Origin of the sequence: Streptococcus sp. DTU_2020_1000888_1_SI_GRL_NUU_041A, from assembly GCF_032387735.1 — a bacterium.
Classification (GTDB): domain Bacteria; phylum Bacillota; class Bacilli; order Lactobacillales; family Streptococcaceae; genus Streptococcus; species Streptococcus sanguinis.
In genome coordinates this window covers 280,617-298,971 of sequence record NZ_CP135591.1, presented here as the reverse complement: position 1 = coordinate 298,971, position 18,355 = coordinate 280,617, and the positions used below count along the sequence as shown (strand labels likewise).

The window sequence follows — 18,355 nt, the reverse complement described above, 5'->3', positions numbered from 1 at the left end:
TTTAAACTTTGTTGAATTATTTTAGAAAAACTCATCAAACAGACTCAACTGGTTATCCTCGGGCATATTTCCTAGAATACCCATGTCGTCCATTTTTTCGACTAGGGTGCTAGATAGGCCACCACGTTTGCGGAGTTCCGTCTTAGAGAGGAATTCACCTTCTTCCCTTGCTCTGACCACTTGGCGGGCAACGTTGTCACCCAGACCGTCCATAGCAGAGAATGGTGGGATAAGGGTATCCCCTTCGATGAGAAACTCAGTCGCGTGGCTCTTGTAGAGATCCAGCTTCCCGAACTTGAAGCCCCGCTCCAGCATTTCATTGACGATTTCCAGAGTCGTATAAAGGTCAATTTCTACATTGGAGGCTTCGTTGTTCTTGCGCTTTTCAGCGATTTCGTTCATCCGGCGCTTGACGGCATCAAGTCCGCCACTCATGGTCTTGATATCAAATGCTTTAGCCCGGATGGAGAAATAAGCACAGTAGTAATAAACCGGATGATGCACCTTGAAGTAGGCCACCCGCAGGGCCATCATAACATAGGCCGCCGCATGGGCCTTAGGGAACATGTACTTGATCTTTCCACAGGACTCAATGTACCACTCCGGCACATTGTTTTCCTTCATGGCTGCGATGTAGCCGTTGCGCTCTTCTTCAGAAATCTTCAGCCAAAGGCCCTTCCGCACGCGCTCCATGATCGTAAAGGCCATCTTAGGCTCCAAGCCCTTGTGCATGAGGTAAACCATGATGTCGTCCCGACAACCAATAACGGTAGACAGGTCAGCAATCCCTTGCTTGATTAAGTCCTGAGCATTGCCCAGCCAAACGTCCGTACCATGAGAGAGACCAGATAGCTGTAAGAGCTCGGCAAAAGTTGTCGGATGGGTCTCATCAACCATTCCCCGTACAAAATTGGTCCCAAACTCCGGAATCCCCAGCATACCAGTCGGCGTACCGATTTGCTCCTGAGTCACCCCCAGAATGTCTGTCCCAGAAAAGAGGGCCATGACACCGGCATCATCCATAGGAATGTCATTAGGATCAATGCCAGACAAGTCCTGAAGCTTCCGAATCATGGTCGGATCATCATGTCCCAGAACGTCTAGCTTGAGGACATTTTCATCGATATCATGGAAGTTAAAGTGGGTGGTCTGCCACTCGGCTGTCACATCATCAGCTGGATATTGGACCGGTGTAAAGTCATAAACATCCATGTAGTTAGGGATAACAACGATTCCGCCCGGGTGTTGTCCAGTCGTCCTCTTGACTCCGGCAGCTCCCTGCGCCAGACGCTCAATTTCGGCGTCCCGGTAGAACTTCCCGTAGTCGCGCTCGTAGCCCTTGACAAATCCATAGGCCGTCTTAGCCGCAACGGTACCAACGGTACCAGCCCGAAAGGCGTATTCTGAACCAAAGATATCCCGCACATCCAAATGGGCGCTTGGCTGATCCTCTCCAGAGAAGTTCAAGTCAATATCGGGTACCTTGTCCCCGTCAAATCCAAGGAAGGTCTCAAATGGAATATCCTGACCATTCTTGCTCAGCTTGTGACCACACTCTGGGCAGTCCTTATCCGGCATATCAAAGCCAGAACCATAGGACCCGTCTGTAATGAACTCGCTGTATTGGCATTTGCCACAGACATAGTGGGGCGATAGAGGATTAACCTCGGTAATCCCAATCATGGTCGCAACAAAGCTGGATCCGACAGACCCCCGCGAGCCTACCAGATAGCCCCGCTCATTGGAGCGTTGCACTAGCATCTGCGAAGCCAGGTAAATTACGGCAAAGCCATTCCCCAAGATAGAAGTCAGCTCTTTTTCAATCCGCAAGTCTACGATATCTGGCAGCGGATTGCCATAAATCTCAAAAGCCTTTTGATAGGTCAGCTCGGCAACTGTCTCCTCAGCCTTGTCAATGAAAGGCGTATAGAGGTCGCCCTTGACCACTTCTACCGGCTCAAAGGTCTCCGCCAGCAGATTCGGATTGGTAATGACCAGCTTCTTAGCCAAATCCTCGCCTAGAAAGGCAAATTCGTCCAGCATCTCATTGGTGGTTCGGAAGTGAGCTTTAGGAAGCGGAGCCGGTTGGGCATTTTCACCGTGACCGATGGTCCGGTTAATCATGGCTCCCTGACCAAGACTCCGGACGATAATCTCACGGTAAATCTCTTCTTCCGGTTCGATATAGTGAACGTTCCCCGTCGCAAGGACAGGCTTGCCCAAGCGATCGCCGACCTCAATCAGATTGCGAATAATGGTCTGCAGTTCTTCCTGGTCCTTGATTTGCTCCTTGGCAATCAGTGGCTCATAGATAGCCGGCGGCATAACCTCGATAAAGTCATAATACTTGGCTACTTCGACAGCCGCATCCACCCCCTGAGAGACAACAGCATCATAGACTTCGCCTTCTGAACAGGCTGAGCCCAGAATCAGGCCTTCACGATGGGCATCTAGCACGGTCCGTGGAATCCGAGGGACACCTTCGAAATACTTGGTATTGGACAGACTGACTAACTTGAAAATATTCTTGAGCCCCGTCTGATTTTTTACATAAATGGTCGCATGCTTGACCCGAGCCTTCTTGTAGGAATTCTCATCGACCAGATCCGTATTCAAATCCTTGAGATTGGTCACACCATGCTTTTCAGCCACATCCTTGATAAAGATAAAGAGGAGGCGGCCCGTCGCTTCCGCGTCATAGTTGGCCATGTGGTGGTGCTCCAGAGCAATCTGGAAACGCTTGGTCAAAGGCCCCAAACCATGACGCTTGTACTCTGGATAGAGGTTACGGGCAAATTCCAGCGTGTCAATAACTGGCTGAGTGATTTTCGGCAGGCCATGCCGCTCATAGTTGACATTCATAAAGCCTACGTCAAAGGTAGCATTATGGGCAACGAGGACACTGTCCTGGCAAAATTCCTGAAACTCTTTCAGCACCTGCTCCAGTGGTTTGGCATTACGGACGTGCTCATCTGTAATCCCAGTTAGATCTGTCGTAAAGGTCGAAAGAGGATGGCCCGGATTGATAAACTCATCAAACTCAGCAATGATATTGCCCTTGTGCATCTTGCTGGCAGCGACCTGAATCAAGTCATTGTAGACCGCTGAAAGCCCCGTCGTTTCCACGTCAAAGACTACATAGGTCGCATCACTCAGCTCCATGTCCACTTCATTGTAGACGATGGGCACTCGGTCCTCTACTATATTGGCCTCCATGCCATAAATCAGCTGGATACCAGCCTTCTTAGCAGCCTTGTAGCCATGGGGAAAGCTCTGCACATTGCCATGGTCGGTAATGGCGACAGCCTTATGGCCCCACTTGGCGGCCGTTGCCACGATTTCCTCGACCTCAGGTAGGGCATCCATTGTAGACATATTGGTATGAGCATGAAACTCGACCCGCTTCTGCCCCTCAGGCATCAAGTCCTTGCGCTCATAGTGGGTAACGGCCTGTACATCCTGCACATTCATCGTCAGGTCGCGCGTGAAATTGTTCATCTCCACATTTCCCCGCACGCGCAGCCAGGCACCTTTCTTAATCATGTCAAACTTCTTGGCTTCTTCTTCGTTTTTCATCCATTTCTGCAAGGAGAAGCTGGAAGTATAGTCTGTCATTTTGAAATTGAGCAGGACTCGGCCGGTCCGAGTAACTTTCTGCTCCAGATCAAAGACCATTCCCTCAAAGACCAGACGGTTTTCTTCAGTCTGAACTTCAATCATAGGGGTAATCTCTGCCTTGTCCAGCTTTGGCTTAGCCGCAGCCTTGCGAGTTTGGAAGTCATAGGCTGGCTTTTCCTCTGGCGGTGGTGCCATCTGCTGCAGGGATTCCATGGCTTTGAGCGCCTCTTCATTGGCCGCCTGGACAATCTTATCATTCTCCGCTTGGAAATTCTCCGCTTGCTGCTGGGTCAGCTCATCGCTGTGCTGAACCTGACAAGTCAGCTGAGGAAAGCCGTACTTGACCAGTTGCTGGCTGAGATTGGGCAGGTGATTCTTGCGAAAATGCTCCGTATCAATTGTTGAAGCCCCCTCAATCAGCAGCTTGTCCCCATCCAAATGGACCCGCAAATCCTGATACAGGCTCTTAAAACCATGGCTGGCACAAGGACCTTCCTCAAAAGCTAGCTGATAATAAGCCTGCAAGAGCTCATCCGACACCCGGGGAGCCTGACAATGAATTTCAAAAACAGCTTGATTACCTGTCTTAGAAAACTCTTGAGCTAGGCGTTTCTGCAATTCTCGAAAAATCTCAATGGGCAGAATATTCGCAAAAGAAAAATGAAACTCCCAGACCCGACTGACCTTGTGGACCAGAACCTTCTCAATTTCAGCATTCAAAAAGGCCTCTGAATTTCTCATTTCCAGTGGCATATCCAGCTGATGCATTAAAATTTCAAACTTGTTTGACATGATATTTCCTCGTACAGTAATGACCCTATTTTACCATAAATAAGCACTTTTTTCGACAGAAAAAGAGTAGGGCAAAGCGCGACTCCTACACAATTGTCAATGCATTCTCTTGATACTAAGTTATGATATAATAGAACAGAACATTTATCAAAAGGAGTCTTAATTGTGAAGAAAATTCTCTTAGCCTGTGCTTGTCTATTGACCCTGACCGCTTGCAGTATGCCTAATCATAATCAGCAAGAAAACAAACCCAAGCAAAATCAGAGTCAAAGCAAAGCCAAAGAAGAAAAGGTGAAGTCGAAAACTTTTTCTAATAAAATTGATGAATATTATACTAATTCAGTCAAACTTTTCTATACTAAAGACAAGATCCTATCTTTCCAGCTCATTTCCAGCCAGGCCATCCCTGAAGAAAGTCAAAAAATGAGTGTTGAAGATTTAACGAAATCCTATAGAGAAGATCTTAAGAAAAGTCCCATGATTGAAGATCAAGAAAAGCTAAAAGGACTTAAAATTCATCTTAAAATTTCTGAAGACAAGAAAAACGCTATAGCCATTTTTGACTTTGACCTCAGCAAAATAGAGCAAGAACAGCTGATTCAGTCAGCAAGTGACTCTGAAAGTAGTCAAACTTTCTTCAGGAAACTCCAAGATAAACCAGATGTTGTCTTTGATTATTTGAAGGGACAAGGACTCAAAGAAGAATAAAAAAAGCTTTCTGAGTGATTTAACTTTACTGTTAATACTCAGAAGGCTTTTTCTGTCTATCTTAACACTGCTTCCGCCAAGGCTTTTTGGATAGCGATGACGCTGCGGTCACTGGTAAATTGCAGGACTTCTGCTGGCTCTTGAGCGCTGGAAACCCAGATTTTCAGCTCAGCATCTAAGTCGAAATGGCCGGCTGTTTCTACTGAGAAGCGACTGATAGAGCGATAAGGAAAGGACTTATAAGAAGTCTTTTTGCCAGTCATTCCCTGCTTGTCGACCAAGATTAAACGCTTATCTGTAAAGACAATCAAGTCACGAATGAGGCTAAAAGCCAGTTCCACATTCTCTGTTGTTGTCAGAATATCCTCTAATTGTCTTTCTGTTTTTTCAATATCTTTCTGAGAGGCATTGCCTAATAAACCGCCGAATAATCCCATCAATCGGTCCTCCAATCTATTTTTCCCTACTATAGCATTTTCACCTCCAATAAGCAAAAGAAAACTGCCAGATAAAACTGGCAGTTTGTTTTATTTTGTCAAAATAGACAAGGTTTCTAGCAGATTATCGGCGTGGACTTCAATGGTATCGCCAGTAGCCTTAATCTTGACTTCGACAATGCCTTCTGCAGCTTTCTTACCAACTGTCACACGGATTGGGAGACCAATCAAATCGCTGTCGCTGAACTTAACACCAGCTCGCTCATTACGATCATCCACCAAGACCTCATAACCAGCACTTAGCAAGCTAGCCTCGATTTGGTCAGTTAGAGCCAAGGCTTCCTCGTCCTTGACATTGACCGGAATCAAGTGCACATCAAATGGTGCCAGCTCTTTCGGGAAGTTGATGCCCCAAGCATAGCGGAATTCACCCTTAGGAGTTTTATTGACAAAGAGACGGGCATGCTGCTCCATAACAGCAGACAGAAGACGGCTGACGCCGATACCGTAACAACCCATAATCATCGGTACTGCTCGGCCATTTTCGTCCAAGACATTAGCGTTCATGCTGTCAGAGTAGCGAGTTCCCAGCTTAAAGATGTGCCCGATCTCAATACCACGAGCAAACTTGAGGACACCTTGGCCGTCTGGCGAAATCTCACCTTCACGAACTTCACGGATATCCACATACTCAGCGGTAAAGTCACGGCCTGGATTGACACCGGTCAAGTGGTAACCATCTTCGTTAGCGCCAACCACAGCGTTAGCCAGGTCTTGCACCTTACGATCAGCGATGATTCTCACGCCTTCTGGCAGATTGACTGGCCCTAGTGAGCCAAAACCTGCTCCCAAAAGCTGACGAACTTGATCTTCACTCGCCACATCAAAGAAATCCGCCGCTAAATGATTTTTCAGCTTGACTTCATTAAGCTGGTCATTGCCGACCAAAAGTGCTACGACAGGAGCTTCGTCAGCCATGTAAACCAAGGTCTTGATTGTCTGGCTTTCATCCAGCCCAAGGAAAGCAGCAACTTCGTCAATGGTCTTGCAGTCAGGCGTTGAGACACGGGCTACTTCTTCCTCAGTCACGACACGTCCTGCCGGCTTGTATTCATCCGTCGCCATTTCAAGGTTGGCAGCGTAGCTAGACTCACTGGAGTAGGCAATGGTATCCTCGCCAGATACCATCCAGCTGGTCAATTCTGTCCGAATAGCTTCCTGAACATCCTCAGGAATTTCATCAAAGCTGGCTACAGACTTGTCCAAGACCACCCAGCGGTTCAAATCCGTCCGGTCCGGCGTAATGGCCATGAATTCTTGGCTGTCCTTGCCCCCCATAGCACCACCATCACCAATAATGGCTTTGAAATCCAGCTCGCTGCGGGTAAAGATTTTCTCATAGGCAGACTTGTATTCATCATAAGCTACATCCAAGCTGTCATAGTTAGCGTGGAAACTGTAGGCATCTTTCATGATAAACTCACGCGTCCGCAAGAGCCCGTTACGAGGACGCTTTTCATCACGGTATTTAGGCTGAATCTGATAGAGATTAAGTGGCAGCTGTTTATAGGATTTAACCGAATCACGGACGATAGCTGTAAAGGTTTCCTCATGGGTTGGCCCTAGGATAAAGTCCGATTTCTCACGATTTTTCAGTTTATAGAGGTCTTCACCATAGGTCTCATAACGGCCAGACTCGCGCCAGAGGTCTGCACTGAGCAGGGCAGGCGCCAGCATCTCCACTGCACCAATCTTGTCAAACTCTTCTCGCATGATTTTTTTTGCTTTTTCAATCACGCGATTGGCCAGCGGCAGATAAGAATAGACCCCAGCTGAAACCTGACGGACATAGCCAGCTCGCAGCATCAGAGCGTGGCTAATAACTTGAGCATCGCTAGGCATCTCACGCAGGGTTGGAATTAACATTTTACTTTGTTTCATAAAAACAAAACTCCTTGACTTTCATTGAATAGTTTCTTTTTCATGGCTCTATGAGCTTTGGGCTCTTAGAAGAATAATTTCATAATATCGTTCCAGGTAACGGCAATCATCAGGATGACCATAATAGCCACTCCAGACAGAGTGATATAGGTCTCCGTTTCTCTTTTCAGAGGTTTTCTGCGGATAGCCTCTAGAATATTGAGGACAATCTTTCCGCCGTCCAAGGCTGGAATAGGAATCAGATTGAAAATACCGATATTGAGTGACAGCATGGCCAAAAGACTGAGTACTGCTGGCAAACCTTGCTCTGCAGCCTGACTGCTGAAATTGTAAATAGCGACCGGACCGCCCAGCTTATTGATATTGAAATTGAAGATGATATCTTTCAGAGCTGACAAAATGCGCACCGTAGTAGACCAAGCTGCAGTAAAACCGCCAACTACCTTGTCCCAAAAGCCTGTCTTGACCGTTGGAGATACCCCTAGCAGATAACGATTGCCTTCTTTTTTAGGCTGTACGGTAATCTCTTTCGTTTCGCTGCCGTGTTTGTAGGTAACAGACAAGGCCGGCGCTTCCTTGCTCTTGCCTGTGATTTTCGCCAGAGCACTGGTTAGATCCGCCCAATTGTTAATCTCATAGTCATTAATCTTAAGGATTTGGTCATTATTTTGAACCCCAGCAGCTGCTATAGCACTACCATCCATAACTTGGAAATGATTGCTGTTTTCATCGCGAACGCCGCCCTGAACAAAGGCCAGCAGCATAAATACCAGCACACTCAGGATGAAGTTATTCATAGGCCCAGCAAAGTTGGTGATGAGACGGCCCCAGATACTAGCATTTTGATACTGAACGTCCAGCGGTGCAATCCGCACCTCAGTGCCGTCTTCTTCAACAATCGTTGCATCATGATCTACTGCATAAGTCTTGAGCTCGTCAAGGACAAGACCAGTGATTTCCAGCTTTTCCTCAAAGTCAAAGCCAGTCACATTCATGGGCAGAGCTGTCTGGTCAACCTTTTTGCCAGAGAGATTGATACGAACCACCTTGCCCTCTGCATCCAAGGTCAGACTAGCCGGTGTTCCCACCTTAATGTCAGTGGAGTCTTCCCCCCAGCCGGCCATGCGCACATAGCCCCCCAAGGGTAAGATCCGAATCGTGTAGGCCGTCCCGTCCTTACCAATATGGGAGAAAATCTTGGGTCCCATACCGATAGCGAACTCTCTGACCAAAATGCCGGACTTCTTTGCAAAGTAGAAGTGTCCGAACTCATGGACCACCACAATGATCCCAAAAATAATAATAAAGGTTATAAACTGCATGGACTTCTATATTTACCTTTCCTAGAAATCTTGTTTTTGCTTTTAAATCAAAGAAGGAGCAGAAAACGGCCAAATACCGAGCTTCCCGCCCCTGCATAGCTGACAGTCTTGAAAATAGGATACAAGCTCCTCTCAAAATTTTTGAGCTCCAAATCCCAATTCCTTCTCAGATTGTGCGGTCGTTGGACAAACTTACTATCCCTTGCTTTCAGCCATGCTCGACTGCCTTAGAACAAGCCGAAGAAATGCATCAACGGAAAGACGAAGAGAAGGCTGTCAAAACGGTCCAAAACACCGCCGTGGCCAGGAATGAATTTACCAGAATCCTTGACCCCGAAATGACGCTTGACTGAGCTTTCGACCAAATCACCCAACTGGCCGGCAATACTAAAGAGCACTGCCAGAATCAAAAAGACAAAGGCATTATAAGGTGCGTACACTTGCGGTCGAACCAACATAAAAATCCCAGTCACTAGAACGGCTGATAGAATGCCGCCCAGGCTTCCTTCAATAGTCTTATTAGGAGAAACTCTCGGCGCCAGCTTTCTTTTACCGAAACGCACCCCAATCAGATAAGCTCCGCTGTCAGTAGCCCAGACGATAAAGAGAGCTAGCAGGACCTTGTCAATATTCATCAAGCGGGCATCAATCAAGGCATTGAAGCCAAGACCGACATAAAAACTAGCTGCAATCGGATAGGCCGCATCTTCAAAGGTGTAGTTGGAACCTAGAACAGTCGAAATCAACAGAAGAAAGACGACCAAGCCATAGGCCACGACATTGCCATCCACAGGCAGAAACTTCAGATAGTTCTCCAGGGGCAGGGTTAGGACAAAGGCTGCCAGCATGGCTAAGACACCTTCGATGGTCGCTGTCGGCAGACCTTTCATTTGGAGAAATTCATGCACCGCCAACATGGCCAGCAGCCCCACAAAAATCTGAAAGACGACTCCTCCTGTCAATACCAGAGGAATAAAAATAGCAAGAGCGATTCCCCCAAAGATTAGACGTTTTTGTAAATTTTTACTCATACTCTTTTACTTTCTCCCTTAAACACCGCCAAAGCGTCGATTCCGACGGCTGTATTCTGCAATTGCAGCCTTCAAAGCCTTCTCATCAAAGTCAGGCCAGAGAATGTCCGTAAAATACAGCTCACTGTAGGCTGACTGCCAAGGCAGAAAATTGCTGAGACGTAGCTCTCCACTGGTCCGAATCACCAGATCCGGATCGCGCAGCATCTTAGGCAAGTTGCTGGTATAGAGGTAGTTGCCAATGACTTCCTCAGTAATGTCACCGGGACTGAGTTTGGCATCCAGAACATCCTGAGCAATCAGTTTAACAGCCTGATTGATCTCACATCGGCCACCGTAGTTCAGGGCAAAATTGAGAATCAAACCTGTATTGAGCTTGGTCAGGCTTTCAGCCTTTTCTAAAGCTTCAAATGTTGCCTTAGGAAGCTTAGCCGTATCACCAATCATCTGAATCTTAACATTGTTCTTGTGCAACTCCGGCACATAGCGGTCGTAAAATTCAACCGGCAGATTCATAATAAAAGAAACTTCCTTTTCCGGCCGAGACCAATTTTCCGTTGAAAAGGCATAGACAGTCAAGACCTGAACACCCATTTCCTTGGCAGCAATCGTCACCTTTTGCAGGGTTTCCATGCCAGCCTTATGACCGAACACGCGCGGCTGCATCCTTTTTTTGGCCCAACGACCGTTGCCGTCCATAATAACGGCAATGTGTTTTGGAACATTCAGCGGTGCGTTCAGCTTTTCTTTTTTCTTAAAACTAAACATACTTTTTATCCTATTTAAAGTTTTGTCAGTTCATTATATCATAAATCCTTGGAATGTGGGCAATTCATCCGCTTTTTCAAGCCTGAGAGCATAAAATAAAGACAGAATGTCAACCAGAGAAATCCAAACTCAGTTAAAACTCACCCAGCCTGTCTAAACCGCGAGGCCAATAAGCTTGAAACCAGACACCTCCTAAACGTATGAGTCAAAACAAAAAAACAGCCCGCAAGCTGTTTATTTCTTTACTCTTCAATCGCTGATTCTTCCTCAGGAACATCAACGCTTCCTTCACCACCAGCAACAGCAGGAATCCCCTCAGTCAATGGCAGTACCGTCTTAATAGCTGTCAGTTCAAAGGTCAGGTAAACACCGTCCACATCCAGAACAACTGTTTTCTTGTCTGTGTCCACTTCATCTACTGTTCCGTATAAACCGCCGATGGTAATGACTTCATAACCCTTTTGTAGCTTGTTAAGACTTTCCATACGCTGCTGAGCCTGTTTCTTTTGAGCACGCATCTGGAAATAAGTCATCCCTACCAGTACAACCGCAAATACAATAAGCATAATTGGATTCATATCTTTTCTCCTTCGAATGTCATATATGAACTACTATAGCAGATTTCCCTTATTTTTACAAGACGATTCTGACTTTTCAGGCAAAGTCCGTCTCAAGTCGGACAAAGCATGACTGGCCTAACCACATTTTTTAAAAAGCAAAAATCAGGATGACTAACACCCTGATTTTATGTCTTCTTATTTAAGATTTTTAACAACTTCTGCTACGTGTTCAACTGTAAAGCCGTATTCTTCCAGCACCTTGCCTGCTGGCGCAGAGGCACCGAACTGGTCGATTCCGATAACTGCACCGTCCAGACCAACATACTTGTACCAAGGCTGGCTAGCTGCCATTTCGATCGCTACACGGCGACGAACTGCATTTGGCAGAATTTCTTCTTTGTATGCTGCATCTTGAGCATCAAAAAGCTCTGTTGATGGCACGCTGACCACACGAATTTTAGCGCCTTCTGCTGCAAGTGCTTTAGCAGCTGCAACAGCCAAATTAACCTCAGAACCAGAAGCCAGCAAGATGGTATCGAAATCTGCTCCTGTTTCGTAAACCACATAAGCTCCTTTAGCTACCTTGTCAAAGTTTGTACCTTCTTCTACTGTCAGATTTTGACGGGTCAAGACCAGAGCAGTCGGTGTGGATTGACTCTTAAGGGCCAGGTACCAAGCTGCCTGAGTTTCACGCGCATCTGCTGGGCGGAAAACAGTCAGATTTGGAATGGCACGCAGACCAGCCAAATGCTCAATCGGTTCGTGAGTTGGGCCGTCTTCACCAACTGCAATAGAATCATGCGTGAAAACATAAGTCACTGGTAAGCCTTGAAGGGCAGACAAACGGACAGCTGCCTTGACATAGTCTGAGAAGACGAAGAAGGTACCACCGTAAACGCGAAGACCACCATGAAGCGCCATACCGTTGAGAATTGTTCCCATAGCAAACTCGCGCACACCAAATTGGATATTGCGATTGAGACGGTGAGCATCATCTTGCAGGCCGTCTTCCTTGATGTAGGTCATATTGGAATGAGCCAAGTCAGCAGAACCGCCGAGGAAAGTTGGAAGCACCTTAGCTGCTGCATTGAGTGCATCCTGACTGGAATTACGGGTTGCTTGAGAGAAGCCATTTTCAAGCACTGGGAAATCTTCTGGTTTGATTTCTACTGGATCCTGACCAGCAATGATAGCTGCTACTTCTGCTGCCAATTCTGGATGGGCTTGCTTGTAGTCCTCTACCAGCTGTTTCCAAGCATCGTATGCTGCTGCACCACGCTCTGCCACATTTGTACGGTAATCTGCATAGACTTCCTCAGGAATCTCAAATGGCGCATAGTCCCATCCCAAGGCTTTACGAGTAGCTTCCGCTTCTTCTGCTCCCAGAGGCGCACCGTGAACTGCATTCGTTCCTTGCTTGTTTGGAGAACCATAACCGATAACAGTCTTAACTTCAATCAAAGATGGTTTCCCGGAAGCTTTAGCTTCATTGATAGCTGCATCAATCGCTGCAAGGTCTGTTCCGTCTTCGACTAAAGCAGTATGCCAGCCGTATGCTTCATAGCGGGCACGAACATCTTCTGTAAAGGAATCCTTGGTCTCTCCATCTAGGTTGATATCATTTGAATCATAGAGAACAACCAGCTTGTCCAGCTTTTGCAGACCAGCGTAAGAAGCAGCTTCAGCTGAAACCCCCTCCATCAAATCACCATCACCACAGATGACATAAGTGTAATGGTCGAAAATTGGATAGCCTTCACGATTATACTTAGCAGCTAAGAAACGTTCTGCCTGAGCAAATCCAGTAGCTGTAGAAATACCCTGTCCCAGTGGGCCAGTAGTGGCATCGACACCAGCTGTGTGGCCAAACTCTGGGTGACCTGGTGTCTTAGAACCCCATTGGCGGAAGTTTTTGATTTCCTCCATGCTGACATCTTTAAAGCCAGACAGATGAAGCAAAGCATAAAGCAACATAGAGCCATGTCCTGCAGACAGGACAAAGCGATCGCGGTTAATCCAGTTTGGCTCTTCTGGATTGATACGAAGTTGTTTAGTAAACAAGTCGTAAGCCATCGGCGCAGCACCCATGACTACGCCAGGGTGACCTGACTTAGACTTTTCAATTGCGTCAATCCCTAAAAAGCGAATGGCATTAACTGATAATTGTGACATTGGATTCTCCTTATTTTTACTAAAATCTGTCCTGACATCAGAACAGGATAAACAATGGTCGTAGAAACGATAAAAATTGTCTCATATCTATTATAAGAAAATTATCCCTATATCGCAAGATAGGGATAATCTCATCGGATACTTTCTGAAGCCTTTATCCATTTGAACTTTTGCTTCATCAAGTAGAAAAAACATTTTATAATCAATGAAAATCTAAGAGCAAACTAGAAAGCTAGCCAAGGACTGAATTTAACCACAGCAAGGAAGAGCTGACAAGTTTTGAAAGATTTTCAAAGAATATTAAAGGAGGGCTTTAAATTGAATATTGGACTCTTGCTCGAAACAGTCATCAAAGCCACGAGGATGGTGGTATTCGATTCTATCTTTGTCCAGAGGGTAGGTATACTTGCCGCCCACTTCCCAGATGAATGGATGGAACTGATATTGGAGACGCTCTTTGCGCATTTTCCACAAGGCTAAAATCTCATCGGTTGAAGCCATAAAGTTGGACCAGATATCATAGTGAACTGGGATGATGACCTTGGCCCGCAGGTTTTCAGCCATACGCAGTAAGTCGATAGACGTCATCTTGTCCTGAATACCGACAGGATTGTCACCATAGTTATTGATAGCTACATCAATCTGGAAGTCCTTACCGTGCTTGGCAAAGTAGTTAGAGAAGTGAGAGTCTGCACCGTGATAGATGGTTCCGCCTGGTGTTTCAAAGACATAGTTAACTGCCTTGCGTGCCATTTCTTCATCGGTCACAGTCAGTCCCGCCAGTTCCCCATCTTGAGCTTCAGCACCTTCGACTGGCAGAGTCACCAGACAGGTACGGTCAAATGATTCAACAGCTGTCACCTTGATGTCCTTAAACTCAAAGCTTTCACCTGGCTTGATTACCATGATGCGTTCTTCAGGCACACCCCATTTTTTCCAAATTTCGCCACACTCATAAGGTCCGACAAACTTAACATGGTCCAAGTTAGGATTGTTGACAATAGCCGCTGCGGTATTGATGTCAATGTGATCGCTATGGAAATGAGAAACTAAATAATAATCTAGTTCATTGATAGCAAAAGGATCGATAACCATCGGCTGCACGCGCAGATTGGGCTGCAGCTTGCGGACACCAGCCATATTGGCCATCTGATGGCCTCTGACCATATCTTTAACCTTCTTGGTTGATTTTCCTCGGTTAGACCACAGATCCATGACGACATTGGCACCGCCCGGCGTCTTAATCCAGACACCGCAGTTGCCCAGCCACCACATGGCAAAATTGCCTTCTGGCACTACTTCTTCTTCAATTTCTTCATTGAGCCAAGTGCCCCATTCTGGAAAAGTTGACAAAATCCAAGATTCTCTGGTAATGTCTTTCACGTTTGGCATAGTCCATTCCTCCTCAAAAATTGATTGATTTCTATGCTTCTAGTATAGTCCGCCTCAAGGGATAAAAAAAGACCAAATAAAACACAGGTCTGTGTTCAAGATTGGACTATGAAGCAAGACTTGCTCTTATCCCTTTTTTAAGGAAATACTCTTTTTCCAGCTAAAAAGCTAGGAACTATTTCCTAGCTAATATTTTTCATCCAGTCTTCTGTGTCCTCAGCAGAGCCAGTCAGCAGTTTCTCGTGGACTAATTTTTGAATCTTTTCTTTTAACTCCTGTGAGCGGCTGACATCTTTTACATAGAATGATAGCAGTTTTTCCAAATCATGATTGAAAGTGCTGGCTTGTTCGGGACTCTGAGCCTTGACAAAATGACTGATATTGAGAATATCCTCGTGATCCAAAATCGGATGAACTTGAATGACCGGCAGGTCTGTTTCCAGATCTTCATTGGTGGTGATTAACAGGTCAGCAGTGAGCACATCTTCGACACTTTTGAACTGCTCAGTTGTAAAGACAGCTTCCAAACGCTCATTAGGCAAGTAATAGCGGCATTGTTTCAGCAGTAGCTTTGAAAGTCCCACTCCTTCATCACAAACCAGATAGATTTGCCGATTATCCTGCTGCTCTGCCTGGCTATTTTTCAAAGAGCCTCCGATATGGATAGTCAGATAAGCAATATCGTCGTCTGTCAGCGTCACAAACCAGGCCTCTTCTAGAATCACAGCAGAGGATTTGGTAAAAGTAAATAAATCAGCATACTTGGTCTTTATGAGACGCGTGAGCGGATTTTTGGACATGATGCCGTAGGTCTTGCGAAAGAGCAGCGCCTTACAGTGGGTTAGGAGATTACGCAGCAAGTCATCCCTATTCTCAATCTCATAGGAAGAAGCTTCAAAACGCCAGAGAAAGGCCTCCAGAGCCTCCTGCAGTTGGGCAAAATCCTGACTAGTCGCATGAATATCCTTATCCTTACGATAAGACAGTAAAAGCACGGCCAGAAGCGAGATTTCAATATCATTCAGTCGAATGTCTAGCTCATGCTCCATGCGCTCACTCAAGAGCTTGGCCACCCGATACTCGATCCGCTTGCGAATGAGACTAAATTCCTGAGAGATACTGTTCTCTTCTTTCGCTTCCAGCTCCATATTGCGACAGCTGAGCAGCAGATAAGGCAGCACTTCCAGCATAAAGGCAATTTCATGGCGGTTGATTTTCTTGCCCAAGTCCTGCTCTACTAAGGGAACTTGCTGACTGAGAAAGCTCTGCAGTTGATGAGACAGGAGCACCTCTCCATCAAATAGCTCCTTGAACTTCTTCACCAAAACATCTACGAAAGCTTGACTGCCCTCAATAAAAATGTGATAGAGCAGTGAGTGTACGTACTGAATTTTATTGAGAGGATGGCAGTCCAGATAATAGCCTCTGGCCTTGGTAGAGTAAAGATTAACCAGATACTGCTCCGTCGCCAGTTGATTGCGGATATCGTTTAGGTCATTAAGCACGGTATTGCGCGAAACATCTGTCAAATCCATCAGCTTTTCGATGGTCACCCGCTCCTTGGCCGTACAGATATAGAGGGATACGAGCTGCATGCGCTCATTTGCACTCAGGATATAGCTGTGGGTATCCACATGCAGCAACAACTCTCGGCACAGATTCTTCTGCTGCTCTGTCAGTAAAATCCCCACCCGCGGCTGGCTAACAATCTCTTCTTCATGGTCCGCAAGAGCATCATTGATTTTTTCCAAATGATAGTAAACTTTTCTGCGCGACTGGCCCAGCTCTCGGGAAATAGTCATAATAGTAGCTGCTTCTTGCAGCCCAATCAGGTAGCGCAAGAGTTCACAACTTGTTTTATCCAATAAAATCATGATTCCTCCTTAAAAAATTTACAGGACATTATAACATTAGGATATTACAATATGATGAACGAGACGTGACATCCAAACCTAATCCCTTCCCAGCCGACCTACTGCTCAAATGACAAAAGGAGAGAGCATCTGTTCTCTCCAACTTGCCGGAAAAGTCATTCTAGTAAACTTCGCTTAGCCTTTCTGTCCATAATAGGCGTTAGGACCGTGTTTGCGCAAATAGTGCTTGTCCATCAGATATTTAGGTGCTGGCTCGACGCGTGGATTAATCTGCTCTGTAAAGCGCGCCATCTTAGCTACTTCTTCCAACACAACGCTATGATAAACTGCTTCTTCCGGTGACTTACCCCAAGTGAAAGGACCGTGGTTGCGCACGGTGACACCAGGCACTGCCATTGGGTCAATGTCGCGCTCGCGGAAGGTCTCAATAATCACACTGCCTGTTTCCAACTCATAGGCGCGGTTGATTTCATCCTCAGTCAGAGAACGAGCTGCTGGAATGGGACCATAGAAATAGTCTGCATGAGTCGTCCCGTAGAAAGGAATATCCCGACCAGCCTGAGCCCAGCCAACAGCCTCTGTCGAGTGCGTATGAACAACACCGCCAATCTTAGGGAAGGCCTTATAGAGTTCCACATGGGTTGGAAGATCAGAGGAAGGATTGAGCTCTCCTTCTACAACCCGGCCGTCCAGATCTGTAACTACCATATTTTCTGGCGACAGCTTTTCATAAGGGACTCCGCTAGGTTTAATCACGATGTAGCCAACCTCTCGGTCAATTGCAGAGACATTGCCCCAGGTAAATTTGACCAAACCGTGCTGGGGCAAGGCTACATTGGCATCATAGACACGTTTTCTCAATTCTGGTAAGAGCATTACATCAACCCCGCTTTCTCAATGAGTGGATAGAGGAAGTCTTTGGCTTCCTGAATGGCTGCTTTGGTTTCTTCTACTGTCTCGCAGTTTTCAGACCACATTTCAATAAGGAATGGTCCCTGATAGTTGGTCTGCTTGAGGACAGCAAACATTTCTTCCCAGTCAACGCAACCCTTGCCAAAAGGCACATCTCGAAACTGGCCTTTGGACTGCTCGGTCACGGCATAGGTATCTTTCAAATGCAGGGCTGCAATAGCTTGATGCCCCAGCAGAAACTCACTGTAAAGGTCATTGTGCCAGGCAGAGACATTGCCTGTATCCGGATAGACAAAGAGATAAGGCGAATTGATTTCTTTCGCGACAGCCAGATATTTCTCAATGCTGTTGATAAAGGGATCATCCATAATCTCAATCGCCAGCATGACCTGAGTCTGCTCCGCCCAATCACAAGCCTGGCGGAGATTTTTCAGGAAACGAGCACGAGTTTCAGGAGATTTCTCCTCATAATAAACATCGTAGCCTGCTAGCTGAATGACCCGTACTCCCAAGTCCTGAGCTAGCTCGATACACTGCTTCATAGTTTCCAGTGACTTAGCTTCCAGCTCTGGATCATTGGAGCCCAGCGGGTAGCGGCGATGGCCGCTAAAGCATATGGTCGGAATGCGGACGCTGCTTTCATAAATGGCCTTTACTAACTCCAGCCTCTGCTCCTTAGACCAGGAAAGGCGAGCTAGACGTTCGTCCGACTCATCCACCGACATTTCGACAAAGTCAAAGCCTAGTTCTTTGGCAAAAGCTAAACGCTCAGGCCAGGAAAAATGCTTGGGTGTCGCCTTTTCATAAATTCCAATTGGACGTGCCATG

Annotated in this window: 13 protein-coding genes; 1 reads left to right on the top strand and 12 read right to left on the bottom strand. The window is 46.4% G+C overall.

Annotation, left to right across the window (positions count from 1 at the left end; all coding sequences use genetic code 11):
• Positions 1-21: 21 nt before the first annotated feature.
• Positions 22-4,410 carry a PolC-type DNA polymerase III gene (locus tag RSK81_RS01590; protein ID WP_315687198.1) on the bottom strand — a complete coding sequence of 1,463 codons (4,389 nt, stop codon included), beginning with the start codon at positions 4,408-4,410 and terminating at the stop codon, positions 22-24.
• A 165-nt stretch (positions 4,411-4,575) separates the two neighbouring features.
• Between RSK81_RS01590 and RSK81_RS01585 the strand changes: the two genes are divergently transcribed.
• Positions 4,576-5,118, top strand: coding sequence for a DUF1307 domain-containing protein (locus tag RSK81_RS01585; protein ID WP_227969852.1), 543 nt, complete (start codon positions 4,576-4,578; stop codon positions 5,116-5,118).
• A 56-nt stretch (positions 5,119-5,174) separates the two neighbouring features.
• Here RSK81_RS01585 and RSK81_RS01580 read toward each other — a convergent pair whose 3' ends face one another.
• The 11 genes from RSK81_RS01580 to RSK81_RS01530 all read right to left on the bottom strand — a co-directional run bounded on the left by RSK81_RS01580 (position 5,175) and on the right by RSK81_RS01530 (position 18,354).
• On the bottom strand, positions 5,175-5,555 hold the full coding sequence (locus tag RSK81_RS01580) for a PH domain-containing protein (protein ID WP_032916189.1): 381 nt from the start codon (positions 5,553-5,555) through the stop codon (positions 5,175-5,177).
• A gap of 90 nt (positions 5,556-5,645) precedes the next feature.
• Positions 5,646-7,496 (bottom strand): proline--tRNA ligase, encoded by a 1,851-nt coding sequence (locus tag RSK81_RS01575; RefSeq protein ID WP_268681396.1) that lies wholly within the window; start codon positions 7,494-7,496, stop codon positions 5,646-5,648.
• A 65-nt stretch (positions 7,497-7,561) separates the two neighbouring features.
• Positions 7,562-8,818, bottom strand: a complete 1,257-nt coding sequence (gene rseP, locus RSK81_RS01570) for an RIP metalloprotease RseP (protein WP_268681395.1) — start codon at positions 8,816-8,818, stop codon at positions 7,562-7,564.
• Between the two features lie 227 nt (positions 8,819-9,045).
• A complete protein-coding gene (locus RSK81_RS01565; protein WP_004192411.1) occupies positions 9,046-9,849 on the bottom strand; it encodes a phosphatidate cytidylyltransferase in 804 nt (267 codons plus the stop codon).
• A gap of 18 nt (positions 9,850-9,867) precedes the next feature.
• On the bottom strand, positions 9,868-10,617 hold the full coding sequence (locus RSK81_RS01560) for an isoprenyl transferase (RefSeq protein ID WP_002899059.1): 750 nt from the start codon (positions 10,615-10,617) through the stop codon (positions 9,868-9,870).
• Positions 10,618-10,859: 242 nt separating this feature from the next.
• A complete protein-coding gene (gene yajC, locus RSK81_RS01555) occupies positions 10,860-11,195 on the bottom strand; it encodes a preprotein translocase subunit YajC (RefSeq protein WP_002893835.1) in 336 nt (111 codons plus the stop codon).
• A gap of 177 nt (positions 11,196-11,372) precedes the next feature.
• Positions 11,373-13,349 carry a transketolase gene (tkt, locus tag RSK81_RS01550; RefSeq protein WP_061603077.1) on the bottom strand — a complete coding sequence of 659 codons (1,977 nt, stop codon included), beginning with the start codon at positions 13,347-13,349 and terminating at the stop codon, positions 11,373-11,375.
• Between the two features lie 300 nt (positions 13,350-13,649).
• Positions 13,650-14,741 (bottom strand): L-ascorbate 6-phosphate lactonase, encoded by a 1,092-nt coding sequence (gene ulaG / locus RSK81_RS01545; RefSeq protein WP_061603076.1) that lies wholly within the window; start codon positions 14,739-14,741, stop codon positions 13,650-13,652.
• Positions 14,742-14,923: 182 nt separating this feature from the next.
• Positions 14,924-16,615, bottom strand: coding sequence for a BglG family transcription antiterminator (locus RSK81_RS01540; protein WP_268681394.1), 1,692 nt, complete (start codon positions 16,613-16,615; stop codon positions 14,924-14,926).
• Positions 16,616-16,789: 174 nt separating this feature from the next.
• Positions 16,790-17,491 (bottom strand): L-ribulose-5-phosphate 4-epimerase, encoded by a 702-nt coding sequence (locus RSK81_RS01535; protein ID WP_268681393.1) that lies wholly within the window; start codon positions 17,489-17,491, stop codon positions 16,790-16,792.
• Positions 17,491-18,354, bottom strand: a complete 864-nt coding sequence (locus RSK81_RS01530; protein WP_002916530.1) for an L-ribulose-5-phosphate 3-epimerase — start codon at positions 18,352-18,354, stop codon at positions 17,491-17,493. Before RSK81_RS01530 ends, RSK81_RS01535 begins: the two co-directional genes overlap by 1 nt.
• Between the last annotated feature and the right edge of the window lies 1 nt (position 18,355).